Annotated in this window: 14 protein-coding genes and 1 other annotated feature; of the genes, 1 reads left to right on the top strand and 13 read right to left on the bottom strand. The window is 45.6% G+C overall.

The genetic code is table 11. The annotated features are described in order from the left end of the window. From MZO41_RS07010 to MZO41_RS06960, 11 genes are all read right to left on the bottom strand, one after another. Entirely contained in the window at positions 1–1053 is a 1053-nt protein-coding gene (locus MZO41_RS07010) for an ABC transporter substrate-binding protein (protein WP_003642064.1), read from the bottom strand. Positions 1054–1107: 54 nt separating this feature from the next. Then, positions 1108–1355, bottom strand: a binding site (T-box leader). Positions 1356–1748: 393 nt separating this feature from the next. Continuing rightward, entirely contained in the window at positions 1749–3728 is a 1980-nt protein-coding gene (locus MZO41_RS07005) for a KUP/HAK/KT family potassium transporter (protein WP_024002654.1), read from the bottom strand. A 291-nt stretch (positions 3729–4019) separates the two neighbouring features. Continuing rightward, entirely contained in the window at positions 4020–4412 is a 393-nt protein-coding gene (locus tag MZO41_RS07000) for a type II toxin-antitoxin system PemK/MazF family toxin (protein WP_003637688.1), read from the bottom strand. 408 nt (positions 4413–4820) lie between these two features. Beyond that, positions 4821–5948, bottom strand: coding sequence for an alanine racemase (gene alr, locus MZO41_RS06995; RefSeq protein WP_003642062.1), 1128 nt, complete (start codon positions 5946–5948; stop codon positions 4821–4823). Further along, on the bottom strand, positions 5948–6310 hold the full coding sequence (acpS, locus tag MZO41_RS06990; RefSeq protein WP_003642061.1) for a holo-ACP synthase: 363 nt from the start codon (positions 6308–6310) through the stop codon (positions 5948–5950). Before acpS ends, alr begins: the two co-directional genes overlap by 1 nt. Positions 6311–7422: 1112 nt before the next feature. Then, positions 7423–9009 carry a degradosome RNA helicase CshA gene (cshA, locus tag MZO41_RS06985; RefSeq protein WP_003642058.1) on the bottom strand — a complete coding sequence of 529 codons (1587 nt, stop codon included), beginning with the start codon at positions 9007–9009 and terminating at the stop codon, positions 7423–7425. Positions 9010–9263: 254 nt separating this feature from the next. Then, the gene (locus tag MZO41_RS06980) at positions 9264–10652 is read right to left on the bottom strand and encodes a UDP-N-acetylmuramoyl-tripeptide--D-alanyl-D-alanine ligase (RefSeq protein ID WP_013355193.1); all 1389 of its coding nucleotides are present in this window, start codon (positions 10650–10652) and stop codon (positions 9264–9266) included. A gap of 221 nt (positions 10653–10873) precedes the next feature. Next, positions 10874–11662, bottom strand: coding sequence for a hypothetical protein (locus tag MZO41_RS06975; protein ID WP_003642056.1), 789 nt, complete (start codon positions 11660–11662; stop codon positions 10874–10876). Between the two features lie 60 nt (positions 11663–11722). Continuing rightward, positions 11723–12622, bottom strand: coding sequence for a zinc metalloprotease HtpX (gene htpX / locus MZO41_RS06970; protein ID WP_003643842.1), 900 nt, complete (start codon positions 12620–12622; stop codon positions 11723–11725). An 11-nt stretch (positions 12623–12633) separates the two neighbouring features. Beyond that, positions 12634–13194 (bottom strand): LemA family protein, encoded by a 561-nt coding sequence (locus MZO41_RS06965; RefSeq protein ID WP_003642054.1) that lies wholly within the window; start codon positions 13192–13194, stop codon positions 12634–12636. Positions 13195–13302: 108 nt separating this feature from the next. Beyond that, positions 13303–14007 carry a class A sortase gene (locus tag MZO41_RS06960; RefSeq protein WP_003642053.1) on the bottom strand — a complete coding sequence of 235 codons (705 nt, stop codon included), beginning with the start codon at positions 14005–14007 and terminating at the stop codon, positions 13303–13305. Between the two features lie 198 nt (positions 14008–14205). Between MZO41_RS06960 and MZO41_RS06955 the strand changes: the two genes are divergently transcribed. Next, positions 14206–15342: a baeRF6 domain-containing protein gene (locus tag MZO41_RS06955; protein ID WP_252129654.1), complete on the top strand. Its 1137-nt coding sequence runs from the start codon at positions 14206–14208 to the stop codon at positions 15340–15342. 132 nt (positions 15343–15474) lie between these two features. Here MZO41_RS06955 and MZO41_RS06950 read toward each other — a convergent pair whose 3' ends face one another. Further along, a complete protein-coding gene (locus tag MZO41_RS06950; protein WP_003637671.1) occupies positions 15475–15720 on the bottom strand; it encodes a type B 50S ribosomal protein L31 in 246 nt (81 codons plus the stop codon). 126 nt (positions 15721–15846) lie between these two features. Then, positions 15847–17139, bottom strand: a complete 1293-nt coding sequence (gene rho / locus MZO41_RS06945; protein ID WP_003642051.1) for a transcription termination factor Rho — start codon at positions 17137–17139, stop codon at positions 15847–15849. Position 17140: the final 1 nt, after the last annotated feature.

The raw sequence follows: 17140 nt of genomic DNA, 5'->3' as shown, positions 1-17140 counted from the left end.
TTAGTTCTTAGATAAATCTGGATACCAATAAGCTTGCTTCAACAATTGCTTGTTATTCGTATTCTTCTTCAAATATCCTGCTTGCTTCAATTGCTTGATATAATAACTTAAATCTTCTTTACCTGTCTTAAGATTTAGTTCAAAATGTTCATCTTTCAAGATCTGGGTCACATTCTTCACATTGATAAACTTCGTCTTGGAGACATACCCCTTATTTAATTCAATCTTTGCTGTCTCTTCAGGATGGTTATTGATCCAAGCAGCGGCTTGTTTGTATGAACGGACAATGGCCTTAGCCTTCGCTGGATTCTCTTTGACTAACTTGCTCGAAACGTACAAGTAACAGCAAGCACCCTTTGATTTCATTCCCATTGCAGCCATCTTAGCATTGCCACTATTGTTATTATTATCAATAATGGTCTTAAACCCAGATTCCTTTTGTGCTTGGTAAGCATACGGATCGACCGTCCCAATTGCATCGACCTGCCCTTTTTCAGCCGCCTTTGCCAATAAATCAGTGCTGTAAACCTTCCACGTTACTCCCGTCTTCGGATCAATACCCGCATGTTGAAGTGCAATGGACGTCACGTATTGTGGTGTTGAACCCTGAGCCGGAATCCCAATCGTCTTGCCTTTTAAGTCCTTAACACTCTTAATGCTTGAGTTTTTCGGAACCAGCAACTTGATACAGCCTTGGTGGATTCCACCAACAGCTTTGATTTGCGCCCCGTTTTGAATCGCAGGTAAGTATTGAAAATCACCATTTTGCGCGTCATATTTGCCACTCGCAAAACCCGCTTCTAGGTCACTGATATCCCGCGGGTTCGCTACTAGTTTGGCCTTGATACCATTTTTCTTAAAGAACCCCTTCTCATACGCGATATAATTTGGCGCATTACAAATAGAACCGTCCTTAGCTGGTATCGTTACTTCACCATACTTATAGGTTTTAGATGTATCCTTACTACTAGCACTGCTACTGCCGCAGCCAGCTAATACTGTTCCCAGTGCAATAAAACTTAATAATCCAAAAATAATTTCCTTTTTTCGCATACGCGAAGCCTCCCCAAAAATATATAATAAAAAATCGCCCCACTGTCGTTATGACAGAAGGACGATGACTCGTGTTACCACCTTTAATTCGACTATTTTTCGCAAAATAGTCCTCAGCAGGTACGTCAATCTCACTGAATTGAGATACCTTTGTCCGTTTATCGGGGACCACCGTCAGCGCTTAATCATTCGGCACTGAATGCTCCAAGACCATTTTCAACCATGCGGGAATACCGGCTTGCACCTGACCCGGCTCTCTGAAAAACCCACGATTGATTTACTTATCTCATCACCGCATTTGAATAATTAGAATATAATTAGATTATAGTTCTAAGTTCACACTTGTCAACACAAAATTTAATGTTTCTAATTTTTGATTTGAATTCAGTCGTTCTTTTATCGCTGTCAAATCAACGTTTTGCGTCCAGTATCAGCTATTGAAATTAGTTTTGAGTTATCAGTTGCTCAAGCAAAAATTAAAATTAGATGAGTTGTTAAGCAAGCCGACAGTTAGTTTTCTATTTTTCAGCACTTGTTCGTCCTATTCCGGATTTCGGGGCTAGTTGCCAATTGCTGGAACGTAGCCGACGTGAAGCGCCTTACAATTAGATGTCGTAGAGCGTGTTTACACTACGCTGAACTTTTTCAAGCAAATCTAAGCTGGCTGATTCTGACCCCCAGAAATCTGCATGGCATTACTGTCTTTCAGTGATCGGTAACGCCGGGATCTCGTTGAATAGAATTGGAACGGTTTCAAGAGTCACCTCGGAGAATTCTAGGCCGAACCATTTGGCAGGCGTTGTCGCGTATTTTTTAATCATTAATTTCGTCTCGATCACTAATCGATCCAAGCGGGATAACCGACTACCATTTTCTAACTTCTCCTCGATGATAACGAAGCGGAAGTCACCGACATCGCGGCCAGAAGTGACTGAATATGTCTGCTTTTGCGCCGCTAAACGTCCCGTAGCCATTAAGTCGCGGACAATCGTCCGTAAATAGCGGTTAATATCTTGGCGGACACGAAAGCCCAGGTATAACTTAACAGTTACCAAATAGTCCGTTGCTAACGTGTCGACAGTATACTCCGCGGTATACGGTTCATCCGTGATTGTCACATTAACAAACCAGTAGACGTCGGCACGTTTCGGCCACTTGTCTAAAATCGAATATAATACCTTTCGCTCCACTTGGTCGCCATCCATTCGGCTTGTTAGGAAGACCACGTTCGTCTGGAACTTGTCCACCGTCTGATCGTTACGTAACTTAGCAAGCTGGTCCTGATATTGTCGTAAACTAAGCGGGTGGTTATGTTGTCTGACAATTTGTTCGCCACGATACCACACAGCCATCACTAGGAAAATTAGTAAAGCAAGTCCGACCGCTACGTAGCCGCCGTGCCAGAACTTGGCTGCGCTGGCAATCAGGAAAATTACTTCGATGGTCGCGAAGAAACCGGTCAGTAGTCCCGCACCGATTAATGGTAAGCGCTTTTGCCGTAAAAACGCGTAGATCAAAGTGGTCGTCATCAGCATTGTCAGTGTGATGGCTAACCCGTATGCAGCTTCCATTCTTTCACTAGTTTGAAAGAAAATCACCAGCATACTCGTCACGCCCCACAGCCCCCAGTTAACGACCGGTAAATACATTTGGCCCACTGCTTTACCGGGGTAAGTAGTCAGTAATCGGGGGAATAGTTTCAGTCGAATCGCTTCACTAACTAACGTAAACGACCCACTGATCAGCGACTGTGACGCGATAATGGCCGCGAGCGTCGCAAAAATCACTGCCGCCATCGTCAGGCTAGCAGGTAACATTGCAAAAAAGGGATTCACATGGCCCTGAATCGCTTGGCCGGGACCTAAAATCCATGCGGCCTGACCGAAATAGCTGAGTAGTAGACAAACTTTGACATACGGCCAGCTCAACCGAATATTCGTTTTGCCGACGTGCCCAAGGTCACTGTATAGGGCCTCAGCACCGGTCGTTGCCAGAAAGACGCTCCCTAGAATCAAGATTCCCACTTTGTTCGCCGGGCTGATCAAGAGTAACCACGCATAATAGGGATTCAGTGCACGCAGGATCGTCCAATCCTTCACCAGATTAACGAAGCCACTGACTCCCAAAAACGTGAACCAGCCCAACATGATGGGACCGAATAACTTACCAATCGTGTTCGTTCCAAAACGTTGTAGCATAAATAATAGGGTGATAATTCCAAGTGTAATCAGTATAATCGTATTTTGGCCGGCACCAAACAGTTGAACATATGCTGGTACATCGCGTAAGCCTTCAATGGCAGTCGTAACTGTCACTGCGGGGGTTAGCGCCCCATCCGCCAGTAACGCAGCCCCACCAATCATGGCCGGAATGACTAACCAGCGCGCACGATGACGCACCAATGCGAATAGTGAAAAGATACCGCCTTCGCCATGATTATCCGCGTTTAACGCAATCAGAACGTACTTAACGGTCGTGAGCAACGTCATTGTCCAAAAAACTAGCGAGACGGCCCCCAACATAAACTTCTCATCAACGGCCTGCATCCCACCTTGACCGGTAATGATGGCCTTCATCACGTATAACGGACTGGTTCCAATATCACCATATACGACGCCCATCGCGACTAACAATCCTGCCACCCGATGCTTATTGAACTGAGCCTGTTTACTCATTATGCCCCCATCCTTTCACCGATATTCACGATTTACAGCCAATCGTCCCTCGTTATAATGGGTTCAACTAGCTTACCTAATCGTCATCAGAAAGACAATCATAATGCACAATAACGTTAGCTCATCACTAAATGCTCCAACAGGCCCTGTAACATTTACCGATAGCCAATTTAGAAACTAAAAGCGGGTTTCAATCCAGTCATTAACTGAATTGAAACCCGCTGATTATCCATACTCGGTCATCGCACCGAAATAGTTCAATTATGTAAATAATTAATCCCCATCGATTGACTATGATTGAAACGTGCGTTGTGGCCGACGTCGTGTTCGATCAGCTAACCCAATACTAATCTGTAACGCATTATCAACTCGGCGCATCGTCTGATCATCCAAATGAGTGACGCGATCTTTAAGCCGTTGCTTATCAATCGTTCGTATCTGCTCCAACAACACAACCGAATTTTTTTCAATCCCCGTATGGGCAGCGTTGATGTTAACATGTGTTGGCATCTTCGCTTTTTGAACCTTAGCAGTGATTGCCGCGACAATCACTGTGGGACTGTAATGGTTACCGACATTATTTTGCACGATTAGTACTGGACGCATGCCTCCTTGTTCGGAGCCTACGACTGGTGATAAATCTGCATAAAAGATGTCACCACGCTTAATGTCAGCTGCGGCCATCGCCTCATCTCCCTTTATTCGATACCCAATGTATCTGATAGTACCCCAATATAACCATCTTGCTACTCATAATAGCATGAACCATTCACTTTTAGCAACCGTTTACCAATTTAATCCAAAGAACTAATCGCTAAGCACCGTTAAAACTAATACTTCAGACCGATTAATTAAGACTGCCCAATGATGATTTCATCAATGTTTAAAAATAAACGAACTTATAATTAGATGCCGATAAATCACTCGAATCACTGAAATAAACTTAACAGCCCTCATCAATAAAATAGGAGACTCTAAAAAATGAGCGCCAGAATTTCTCTGGCACTCATTTTATTGGCTTAATCTCAATAACCAACCATGTAACCATAGCCTGTACGAGACAATCTTCGCAAACCTATCGTCTGATAAAACTTAATCTATATAAACTCTCGGCACTCGTGGTGCTAACCCACAAGCAATCTCATAATGAATTGTCCCACAATAGTCAGCAATATCTTGCAACGAAATGGTACGAGCACCGTCCGTGCCAACCAAAGTTACCTTAGCTCCAACCGGTACTTCATGTGGCAGACGAACCATCAGCTGGTCCATGCAGACCCGTCCGACGATTTCGCAAAACTCACCATCAACAAGTACATGGAAGCCTTGTAATCGGCGTTCATAGCCGTCCGCATACCCAATCGGCACCGTGCCAATCCATTCATCCTGTGCGGCCGTATACGTGGCACCATAGCTGACCGATTTGCCCCGAGCCAAGCGTTTAACAAACGTCAAGCGTGCCGTTAGCGACAACGCGGGTTGCAAGGGGTATGGTGCGCTGAGTTCGCGACCAGAAGGATTTAGACCATAGAGTGCAACCCCAAAGCGCACCATGTTGCCATTGCAAGCTTGATGCCAGAGACTGGTGGCCGAATTGGACACGTGGACATAGCGTGGTAGCTCATCCACCACTGCAATCAAGTGTTTCCAATTATTTAATTGATGAGTAAAATACGTATCATCTGCCTGGTCAGCCGTTGCAAAATGCGTAAAAATCCCTTCAAAGTCAAATGGTGACTGCGGTTGACGCAAAGTCGTAACCGCCGTTGCCAATTCTTCGGGCGTCTGAAACCCGATTCGTCCCATACCCGTATCTAATGCAAGATGAACGTGAAGTGGTGTCGTCACTTGGTTAGCCGCTAAAATTGCTGCGGCCGTAGTCAGCCAATCTTGCGTTCCAACAGCTAGTGAAATATCCTTTTCAGCTACCAGCGGGGCGTATTCCGGTTCCGTAATTCCAAGTACTAGGATGGGTTCCGCAAAGCCAGCGGCCCGCAACGCTAATGCCTCATCCAGGATTGCAACACAAAAGCCGGTCGCCCCGGCTTCTTTGGCAGCCTGAGCAACTTGGATAATTCCATGTCCATAACCATTCGCTTTAACGACTGCCCATAACTCGGTCAACTCATCCTTTTGCGCCATTTCATTACTAATATTTGTCTTAATTGCCTGCAAGTCGACTGTGACTTGTGTGTGGCGGTGCTCCCCAATTACAACCATCACAAATTGCCTCTTTCCAATATAACTTGTGTCATTACTAACGTATCCGTGTGTGAAATTGAAATCCACGCTGGACCATCAAACGGGTGGCGCGTAACTTCCGGTTTACCCTGGGCGTTGTCTAAAATTTCGATATCTTGAAATCCAACTGCCGCACCAATTCCCGTGCCATATGCCTTACTATATGCTTCCTTAGCTGAAAAACGCCCTGCCATAAACTCGATCTGGCGTTTAACCGGGTAACGTGAAAACACCGCCAACTCAGCCGGTGTTAAGATCTTTTCAGGCAATCTCAGTCCCTTCGCTAGAATCGCTTCAATCCGACTAAGCTCAGTTAAATCAATGCCGGTACCATAAATCACGCTGTGACCCCCTCTATCTCATTATTATCACGTCAACTTAGGCTGATGTTTCCAATTTACCACAGCTACCGCCGCGATAAAAGGGCCCATACACGCAATCTTTTCATGTCAGCATGAATTATTGTTAAAACGTTCCAAACGCGTCAAGTCAAAGTCGGCCAGCTTAGACCGCTGGAAAAAAGTCGAGTGAGTGTAAACATGTTTTGTTAGCGCGTCCTAACACCGACCTCCAGGCATTTCGGCCAATTGCTGGAACGCGGTGGACACAGATTTAAGCCGAAGACCACGTCTTAAATACTGGTCTTCCACTAACCAAGCAAAGGACGCTTGCTAAGTGGAATTTCACCGCTGAGCATTGGCCGAAACGCCTTCCAGTCGGGACAGTGTTCGAGTGGCGGACATGTGTGTACCCAACTTTTAGTAAATTCGTCATTGTTTTTCATAAACCATAATTTTGTCAATCAACTGTCAGACAGAAAATGACATTGTGATAGCTCACTATTCCCGAATCACTATAATAATCGAACGTCTCAACAAGGCGGTTAATGTCACCCTAACGTTTCGTTTAAGGTTCCGGTGTCAAAATAGTCAGCGACCAATTGTGCCGAGTTAAGTGGCCGTTCATCTGCCATTCGAGCGGGTTCCTGAAACGTGTTCGGTACCGCTAAAGCCTGTGCTTGCTACGCCAACGGACTAATGTCAAAACCGCATTAATCCGTTGGCTAGGCAATGCTCGGCTTCAACCCGTGGCCTCTCACAGGCTTGAGACTGGAGGGGCTGGGTGACAATGCTCAGTAGCCAAGTTATTCTTAGGCGGAAGTGGGTTGCTTCCGGCTTAGAATAAGACTCGTATTTGAGATGACGCGGGTTGGGCGTTAGCTCAAATCGACGTCGGCTGCGTTCCAGCAATTGGCACCCAGCCCCGGAGGTCGGAATAAGACGTGCAAGTGCTGACGAACAACAAACCAATTAAATTGGAACGTTTTAACAATAATTCATACGAACATCTGCCGACTACTTGTATTCTAACATTGTAGGGCATAAAAAAAGCCGAGCATGCGCTCGGCTTTTGTGCAAAGTTAATTTAATTCAACTTAATTTGTGCGTTGACTTTAATCATTGGTGCGGATCGTATAGCTCCGCTTGCTGCTTTGCTTGCGACCTTCATCATGGTTGCGGTTGCTGCTCCGGTTATCATCGCGACTGCGACCTTTATAACCATTGCTCTTCCGATCGCCACGGCCACCGTTACGATCACGGTCGCGATTGCGACCATTGTGAGAATAACCGCCACGACCATTGCCATGACTGTTATTGCGGTTGCGATTACCGCCACGATATCCGCCACGCCGGTTGTTACCGCCGCCACCTTTGTGACGAGGTAATGGGCGTTCTGGCGTAATCTTAACGGGTACGGCTGAGGCGTCGTCCTTAGTTAAGTCATTTAACAAGGCAGCAACTAGATCAGTAGCATCGTATTTTTGTAATAATTCAGCAGCTTGATCAGCATACTTTTCAGTCGAAGTCTTAGCAACTAACGAATCAACATTGGCTTCTGCAGCAGCTAATTGGCCAGCAAAAGCTTCAGATTCAGTTGGTGGCTTCAATGGTAACATCCGCTTCTTGGTCAACTTTTCGATGACCCGCAAATATTCCATTTCGTTTGGTGTTACAAAAGTTAATGAAACACCCTTGTGTCCGGCACGGCCAGTACGGCCAATCCGGTGAACATAACTGTCCGGATCCTGTGGAATATCATAATTGTAAACGTGGGTCACACCAGAAACATCAAGTCCCCGAGCAGCCACATCGGTTGCAACCAGAATATCCAATTTACCAGCCTTGAATTGACGCATGATTTGCGTCCGACGTTGTTGGCTCAAATCACCATGAATCCCAGCGGCATTATAACCACGTGCTTCGAGACCCTTTGATAATTCGTCAACTCGACGTTTCGTTCGACCAAACACGATTGTGAGTTCAGGTGCCTGAACATCAAACAACCGGGTCATAATATCGAACTTTTCAAATTCTTTGGCTTTAACGTAATATTGATCGACCGTATCAGCAGTCATTTCTTTTGATTTGATCTTAACGTGATGCGGTTCCTTCATGAACTGCACACCAATGCGTTTGATTTCAGGTGGCATCGTTGCGGAGAACAACATAGTTTGGCGTTCATCCGGCACTTGTTTGATAATTGATTCAATATCTTCCAAGAAACCCATGTTTAACATTTCGTCAGCTTCATCAAGAACTAACATCTTGACGTGGTCTAACTTGACCGTGCCCCGGCGAATGTGGTCAAGCAACCGACCGGGAGTTCCGACGATTACTTGTGGGTTTTGCTTCAGATTTCTGATTTGGCGCCGAATATCAGCACCACCGTAAACGACTTGGACTTTCGCCCGTTCGTCTTTACCTAAGCGGAAGATTTCTTCCTGAGTTTGGATTGCTAATTCACGCGTTGGTGAAACAACTAATGCTTGAATGTTATGGTTATCAAAATCCAAGCGTTGTAAGATTGGTAATGCAAACGCGGCGGTCTTCCCAGTACCGGTTTGTGCTTGACCAATCACATCTTTGCCTTCTAGAACCATTGGAATGGTTTCGGCTTGAATCGGGGTCGCTTCTTCGTATCCGGCCCGATTAACTGCTTTAAGTAGGCTATCGGATAAGCCTAGTTCTGTAAACTTCAAATATGTTTCCTCCTAAGGATGACACCATGGGATTACTGCCAGCTAGGAAAAAATCCGTTTCCCGTAAGACGCTGTCATGTAAGCCAACGGTCTGACTTTCATATGGTACAACTGAATTATCATACACCGGTTATTCTAAATAAGCAAGCAAAGCCCCTAGCAATACCGGAAGGGAAACAACATTATCAGTCTAATGTTAGCGTCACCATTACCCAGTCATTGCGAGGGGCCTGCTTAATCGAATCACTTAAATTTTATTTTTCAGGAGCAGCTTCCAGCGCCGTCAGAACCTTTTCAAGGTGAATCCCGTGACTCCCCTTCAATAAGACCTGATCATCCGCACTAACCGTCGCCGTTAAGTCGGCAATCAATTGGGGTTGTTGATCCGTTTGATAATAGTGGACTGCACCGGCTGGGTACTTTTCTTGTAGCACTTCTGCCAACGCTCGCATATGTTCACCATTCAAATAGACGCTGGCAATCGTGGCTGGATCCAATTCACTGGCTAAACTCATGTGTAGTGCATCCGACTGGTCACCCAACTCAAGCATATCACCGAGTACAGCGATTCGCTGACCCTTAGTAGGTACCGCCGCAAAAGCGGCTAGGACCCGTCGAGCTGCCGTTGGATTAGAGTTATAAACATCACTTAAGATGGCTTCTCCACGGTAACCAGTTAACCATTCTGTCCGGTTCTCCGTCGGCACAAAACTGGCGATTGCTTGTTGCGCAGCGGCTGGTCGAATGTGAAAAGTATCAGCTACCAAGAGCGCCGCCAATGCATTATTGACATTGTACGCACCCATCATCGGAATTGTGTACGTGTTGTCCGGCCACAGACTCGTCTTAAATTGCGTTTGAGCCCGACTAGTCGTGATATCACTGCCTGCTAAGGTGTTCGTATCATCCAACCCAAACGTCCGTTGATGCTGACTGACTTCCTTAGCACGTTCTTGTAGCAGTGGTTCATCACCATTAAAAATGAACGTGCCATCTTCTTTTAAGCCGTGGACAATTTCCATTTTGGCATCGGCAATTCGATCCCGTGTACCAAAGAACTCAATGTGGGCTTCCCCAATCATGGTAATCACCGCAACGTCCGGCTGAACGAGACGGCTCAAGAAATCCAACTCGCCAAAATGGTCCATCCCCATTTCAACGACGACCACTTCTGTATTCGGTTCCATACTGAGTAACGTCACTGGCACACCAATCTGATTGTTAAAGTTGGCGTGCGTCTTTGTCACGTTAAACTGAGTGCCCAAAACACTCGCAATCATATCCTTCGTCGTTGTTTTACCATTACTACCCGTAACAGCCACGACTTTCGGATTAATTTTTTGTAAATAGTATTGCCCCAGCTGCTGTAGTGCCGTCAATGTATCAGCAACCATAATGACAGGTAAGTCTTCTGGAACGTCGTCGGCATGGTCGCTGGCCCATAAGGTAGCAACGGCCCCGTGCTCGATTGCACTTTGAATATATTGATGACCATCATTAGCGCCCATCAGCGGAATAAATAGATCCCCTGCTTGGAGCTTTCGGCTATCAAACGCCACACCCGTTACATTAACATCGGGCCACGCCTGTTCGGCATTGACCGCTTGAACGGCCTTAGCAATTTCGGCAACTTGCATCTTCATATCGATTAAACTCTCCATTCATGGCGACCACTTGTCGGTCAGCCAAGTTCTGACTAAGGTTCCACTTTCTCGAATCGTAGCCCAATTCAAGCTACGCGCATAAAAATTATACCACTTTGACCCCAGGGACTCTATGGCTAGACCAATTTAGCCCCTAAATCCCGCCCCAAACGACTTAAAAACGCCCGCTGAATGATCAGCCAAGCGTTAAGATGATAATACTATAAATGTTCTTCGAACGCAGCCTGGTCCTGCACTTGCAAGTCCCACACGCCTGAATTCAAGTTAAAAGTAAGGGTCGCGACATGGTGGGTTCGCCGATTCTCTCCACCACGAGCGGGATCAAAAACTTCGATTTCATTGCCTGTCGTCTCCGTGTGCACCGGCACCAATAATTGGCGTTGCCGAACCATTGACTGATCAAAGTAAATGAACAAACCATCTGGCATCAATTGAACGAGTTGCTTGAGAATCGCTTCAGGTACTCGTGGAACACTCAGTGAACGCATAAACATACGCCGACCACGGTAAGCTGCCAAAGTGTGCCGCACAATGGCAGCACTTAAAATATGGCTAAATGCGGAAATATAATAGAAGTACACTTTGATGCCACCATTGCGTTGTTCCAAGAAAACGTAGTGGTTGCGCAGTTTGTAATTAAACGGTGATCGAATTGGACGATCCATATGTCCGAGATACAATAGCTCGGCAATCTCAGTCGCGGTTAGAAAATCCAAATCGCCAACCTCATCATAATCAAGCCACTTAACGGGTAACGCGTGACTCTGTAACAAATATCGCCGAATTTCATTTTCATCATTAATGACGTTCAGACCCGTGTGAGCATTTACCGCATGCTCGTTATCATCAACACCGACTAACGAGACCAAGTTAGCTGGCAAGCGCTTGATACCATGCACAAAGTCGCTCTGGTCGATCCCGTAAGCAAAGACAAGGTTATCCAGTTTTTCCAAATTGGCGTAAATATATTTGCGTTGCAACCGTCTCACTCTTTCAACTTTCTATTTGTTTTCATTATAATCCGTTATTAACCTAAACGCATTTTTTTATTACATGTTTTTTAAACGAGTGATGCGATCAGCCATCGGTGGGTGGGTATCGAATAAGTGCATCCATGATTTCTTCGCCTTAAACGGATCAGAAATATAAAGGGCCGCGCTACTAGGATCCGCCGCTTGCATGGGTTGGCTGTCATCGATTTTTTCAAGGGCACTGATTAAGCCCAACGGATTACGAGTCAGTTCCACACTGCCGGCATCCGCTAAGTATTCGCGATTACGAGATAGCGCCATCTGCACTAAACTAGCTGCTAGCGGCGCTAAAATAATGACAACAATCGCTAGGATCATTAGTAAGACCTGGGCACCGTTGCCGTCACGATCATTATCCCGACTGCGCCGGCCACCGCCCCACCAAAAGGCGTTCATACCCCAATTGACTAACAAACTGATGGCCGCTGTCAGAGCCAAGGCAATGGTCTGTAACCGAATATCATAGTTACGCACATGACTCATCTCGTGACCAATGACGCCTTCCATCTCTTCACGCGTTAATCGTGCCTGAATACCAGTTGTCACTGCAACTGCCGCATGCTCAGGGTCATTTCCTGTCGCAAACGCATTGGGGCTCTCATCATCAATAATAAAGACACGTGGCATCGGTACTTTAGCAACCAACGCCATGTCTTCCACAATGTGCCAGAGCTCTGGATCATCGTCAGCTTGATGCAGCTCACGTCCATGATTCATGCTCATGACAATGTCAGTCGACTGACTAATCATTAATACCATATAAAATACCGCTGCAATCAAGGCTACTAGTAACCCTGCAATCGCACTATTAAAAAACACGTAGCCAACTGCTAAACCAATCACTGCAAGTAATATGACAAAAGCGGCCATCACGTATAACGTGTGCCGCTTGTTGCGGGCAATTTGCTCAAATAACATGGGCATAACCTCTAATCTTCAAATGAAACCGTGGGTGCTGCTTTTTCTGCTTCAGGAACAGTTAAGAATTCAACGTTCTTGAAGTGATGAATGCCAGCAATAATATTTGACGGGAATTGTTGTAACTTCATGTTATAGCTGGCAGCGCTAGAGTTGAACAGTTGCCGTGAATAAGCAATCTTGTTTTCTGTATTGGTCAACTCTTCCATCAGCTTACCGAATTCTTGATTCGCCTTCAAATCAGGGTAGCTTTCAGCTAACGCAAAAATGCTCTTCAACGAATTTGTCAATTGATCAGAAACTGCCATAGCCTGTTGGTGATCACCGCTCGGCACTTGCGTTAATTGATTCCGTAATGAAATCACTTCCGCTAAGGTACTCTTTTCATGTTTCGCGTAACCTTTGACCGTATTGACCAGATTAGGAATCAAATCAGTCCGCCGTTTTAGCTGAACATCGATTTGGCTCCACGCTTCCTGCGTATACATCCGTGACTTAACTAAACCGTTATAAATTACCACGTAAATTGCGATCAAAACCAATACGACCGCAACGATAATTAAAGCTATCATCAATAGACCCCCTCTAAATTATGTCTTATCTGAGACATGTGACCTTAAGTTATATTGTACCGTGAAATTCCGTTAGAAGATATCGATACCCCTAGAATGTAATAATTGTTAATATTTGTTATTAAAATGACTTGTAAAGGCCTTCTGAACCTGAGTTGGCGCCGACTTAAACGACCATTGCTGTTCGTACTTACCGCGAATCATTAAGCGACCCGCCCCGGTCTTATCACAGGTAATTAGGGTAATCAGCTTCTGACCAGGAACATCATCAATTACTTGGACATCAGTTGCTTTAATGAATGTTCGCTGACTCGTCTTATACGCATAAATCTTTTTGGCATCACTCACATAAATCATTTGGCCAACCTTGCTCTTATAGTACAACGGACTGAATAGTGCGCCATGCTTGATCATATGGTGACCAGCCAACGCGTAGTTACCCTGCCCCATCTTCTGATTAGCTTTCATCGTGCCAGCCGCCAATGCTAACGTTTCATTGCTGACACCATTACCAATTGGCAGGTACAAATCAACGGACGGAATCGCAATCGAGCCAATCACGTTGATTGCATTCTTATTCATGCGGGCCTTGGCAACGGTCTGAAAGTCAAGTGACTTGACCTTTGAGAAGTTAAAATCGCTCTTCTTCTTCGTATTCTGCTTAACCGTCTTAGCCGTAACGGTCGGCGAGTATGAACTCACTAACCAGCTCTTGATCTGTTCATTGAAAATTAATGCCAATGATACTAGCACCAGCAGGACAAAAACGCCCCGACCTAACCACTTTAACCCGGGATGTTGCTTGGACTTCATTAATCCCGCCTCCTAATTTGTTTACGCCCTTTATCAAAGGTTCTACGGTAAATATACCTTAATTAGTTCGCATAATAAAGCCCCGAATTCGTTTAGTTCGTTAGAATTATCTATAGCTTATCATAATCATTATATTTGCGTCCGTAATCAGATTCTTGTTATGCTAATTGTATCAAAAACAGAAAGCAGGTTGGACCTATGGAAACGATGGTAAAAAACGATCTCAATCAACTAATGCAACAACGTGAGGATGGCCCATACATTGCAATTTACCTCAACACGGCCGTTGTGCTCAACGACCTCAATCGCCGCCGCTTACAATTCAAACAATTAGTTAATGAAGCTGAAACCCAGATGGCCCACCACTTTCCGAAAACCGAATTTGCGCCATACGCGACGCAACTAGAGCAATTAATTAATGACAACGCCTTCTGGTTACAGCACACTGGCCCTCAGACAGGCATCATCACTAACAGTCGTGACCTACACATTTTCGACTTACAATATCCCACTGACAACCATGTCAGCGTCAATAGCATGCCAGCTATTCGCCCAGTACTAGCCGACCGCCAGCATCAATTCGACTTCGACTTGCTAGCACTCAATGAAGATAGCATGGCGCTCTACGTCCAACGTGATGGCAGTTTCGTCGAACTTGATTTGCCAGCTGAGGCCCCCCGCACCCTGACAGAAGCATTGGGCACTGAAAAACGTGGCGGTGACCTGAATTTCAACGCCAGCCCCGTTCACGGTGCCAACTATCATGGTCATAATGCGAAGGCCGAAGAACGCGATATTGACCAACGAAATTATTACCAACAAGTGGCGCAGTACGTTCAGGCCCATTCACAAAAGACGCGACGGCCATTGATCTTAATGGGACTACCACATAACCAGGCAGTCTTCCGTGCCGTCAACAAGAATCCGTACTTGTCACAACACCTCATGATCAATAAGTCACCGAAAAACTTAACGGTGGGCGCAATGCAAACAGCCACAGAACCCGTTCAGACGATGTGGCATACCCAATTAGCCGACATTTTACTAGAACGTTATGATCAGGCTAAGTCCCGCCAGTTAGCATTGACCGATCCTTTTGACATGATCAAGCCAGCATTAAGTGGGCGGATCGACACCTTGATTGTCGCCGCAGACGCGAATGTTGCCGGCTCCTTACCAGCGGCCGATGTTCAATTAAATGATCCAATTGCTGCTCCTGATAATTTAATTGACGACCTGGTCGATGTCGTGATTGCCATGAACGGGCAAATCCGAATCATCCCCGCAGACCGGATGCCCGTAGAAACCGCTGCTCTCGCGATTATGCGCTACTAATCATATCGTAAGTGAGACAAAGCCGCATCAGTTCATTACTCGAACTGGTGCGGCTTTGTTTGTGAGTGTCGATGATTTGCACATACAAAAAAGACGCCCCAGCCGAAGCCGGAACGCCGTTTAATTGTCTGCTTATTTGAGACCGTATTTCTTGTTGAAACGATCGACCGCACCATCGGCCTTGGTAAACTTTTGCTTACCAGTGTAGAATGGATGTGAATCTGACGTAATTTCAACACGGATCAATGGGTAAGTATTACCATCTTCCCATTCAACAGTTTCTGCTGAAGTTGCTGTTGAACCAGAGATAAACTTAAAACCAGTAGTTGAGTCTTGGAACACAACTAAATGGTAATCTGGATGAATTCCTTTTTGCATTGTATTTCGCTCCTTTGCCCTGAATCATTTGCTGAAACAGAGATTATCATAGTTTTAACCAACGATAAACATGTTATCACGAATCACAGCTTCCCGTCAACCTACAAAGTAGCCTGCCTGCCAGTATTAACGACGCGACCGCCGGGTTGATTGACCAGTGAACTTTAAGCTAGCTAGATCACGAACAAACTCAGTGTTGGTCTTCGTGTGTTTTAAAAATTGTAAAAGCTGTTCGGTGTACTCTAACGCGTTGCCAGTCATTGATCGCCGAATCTGCCAGACTGGCTCCAAATTCTTACGACTAACCAACAATTCCTCTTTACGCGTACTGGATTGCTTCAAGTCTAGCGCCGGGAAGACCCGCCGTTCAGCTAACTCGCGGGATAGCTGTAATTCTGAGTTGCCAGTTCCTTTGAATTCTTCATAAATCATGTCGTCCATCCGGCTACCCGTATCGACTAACGCGGTGCCTAAAATCGTTAGGCTACCACCTTCCTCGATATTGCGCGCGGAACCGAAGAATCGCTTGGGCTTGTAAAACGCCGTGGGATCGACCCCACCAGACAACGTCCGCCCGCTAGACGGGATGACCAAATTATATGCCCGCGTAAGCCGGGTAATCGAATCCAATAAGATAATCACATCCTGTTTGTCTTCAACTAGGCGCCGCGCACGTTCAAGCACCAATTCCGCAACACGCACGTGATTTTGTGGTTGTTGATCAAAAGTAGAACTCACCACTTCTCCCTTGATTGACCGCTCTAAATCAGTCACTTCTTCGGGCCGTTCATCAATCAGTAACATAATCAGCTTAGCGTCTGGATAATTGGCGACGATGCCATTTGCAATATTCTTTAACAGCGTCGTCTTACCGGCTTTAGGAGGTGCGACAATTAAGCCCCGTTGACCGAAGCCAATCGGGACAAAAGTATCAATCAAACGGGTCGCTAAAACGGCGGCCGTTGTCGATAACTTAATTTGTTTTTGTGGATAAAGTGGTGTTAACGCTGGAAAATGGGGCCGTTGCTTGGCCTCATTAGGATCCTTACCGTTAACCGTCCCTACCCGCATTAAACCGTAATACCGTTCGTTAGGTCGCGGTGGCCGGGCTTGACCAGCCACATAGTCTCCGTTACGAAGACCAAAGCGATGAATCTGCGACTGAGAAATATAAATATCTTCCTGCGAAGGCCCATAATTAATTGGCCGCAAAAAGCCATAGCCCTCTTGGCTAATAATTTCCAAGACGCCTTCCATTTGTACAAAGCCCCGCTTTTTATCCTGCTCACGGAGAACGGCTAATGAGAGTTCCTTTTTATTCATTTGCGAATAATAAGAAATTTTATACTCACGAGCATAGTTATAAATTTCTTTTAACGTTTTCTGCTCGAGATCGTGCATTGTTAAAATTTTTTCCATA

It is taken from the genome of Lactiplantibacillus sp. C232 (assembly GCF_023806725.1).
GTDB classification, from domain to species: domain Bacteria; phylum Bacillota; class Bacilli; order Lactobacillales; family Lactobacillaceae; genus Lactiplantibacillus; species Lactiplantibacillus plantarum.
This window is presented reverse-complemented; position numbering and strand designations above follow the sequence as displayed.

Bases quoted from the DNA above. Each gene is read 5' to 3' on its own strand.
- MZO41_RS07010 (WP_003642064.1), bottom strand. From the start codon at position 1,053: ATGCGAAAAAAGGAAATTATTTTTGGATTATTAAGTTTTATTGCACTG.
- MZO41_RS07005 (WP_024002654.1), bottom strand. From the start codon at position 3,728: ATGAGTAAACAGGCTCAGTTCAATAAGCATCGGGTGGCAGGATTGTTA.
- MZO41_RS07000 (WP_003637688.1), bottom strand. From the start codon at position 4,412: ATGGCCGCAGCTGACATTAAGCGTGGTGACATCTTTTATGCAGATTTA.
- alr (WP_003642062.1), bottom strand. From the start codon at position 5,948: ATGGTTGTAATTGGGGAGCACCGCCACACACAAGTCACAGTCGACTTG.
- MZO41_RS06980 (WP_013355193.1), bottom strand. From the start codon at position 10,652: ATGAAGATGCAAGTTGCCGAAATTGCTAAGGCCGTTCAAGCGGTCAAT.
- htpX (WP_003643842.1), bottom strand. From the start codon at position 12,622: ATGTTATTTGAGCAAATTGCCCGCAACAAGCGGCACACGTTATACGTG.
- MZO41_RS06965 (WP_003642054.1), bottom strand. From the start codon at position 13,194: ATGATAGCTTTAATTATCGTTGCGGTCGTATTGGTTTTGATCGCAATT.
- MZO41_RS06960 (WP_003642053.1), bottom strand. From the start codon at position 14,007: ATGAAGTCCAAGCAACATCCCGGGTTAAAGTGGTTAGGTCGGGGCGTT.
- MZO41_RS06955 (WP_252129654.1), top strand. From the start codon at position 14,206: ATGGAAACGATGGTAAAAAACGATCTCAATCAACTAATGCAACAACGT.
- MZO41_RS06950 (WP_003637671.1), bottom strand. From the start codon at position 15,720: ATGCAAAAAGGAATTCATCCAGATTACCATTTAGTTGTGTTCCAAGAC.
- rho (WP_003642051.1), bottom strand. From the start codon at position 17,139: ATGGAAAAAATTTTAACAATGCACGATCTCGAGCAGAAAACGTTAAAA.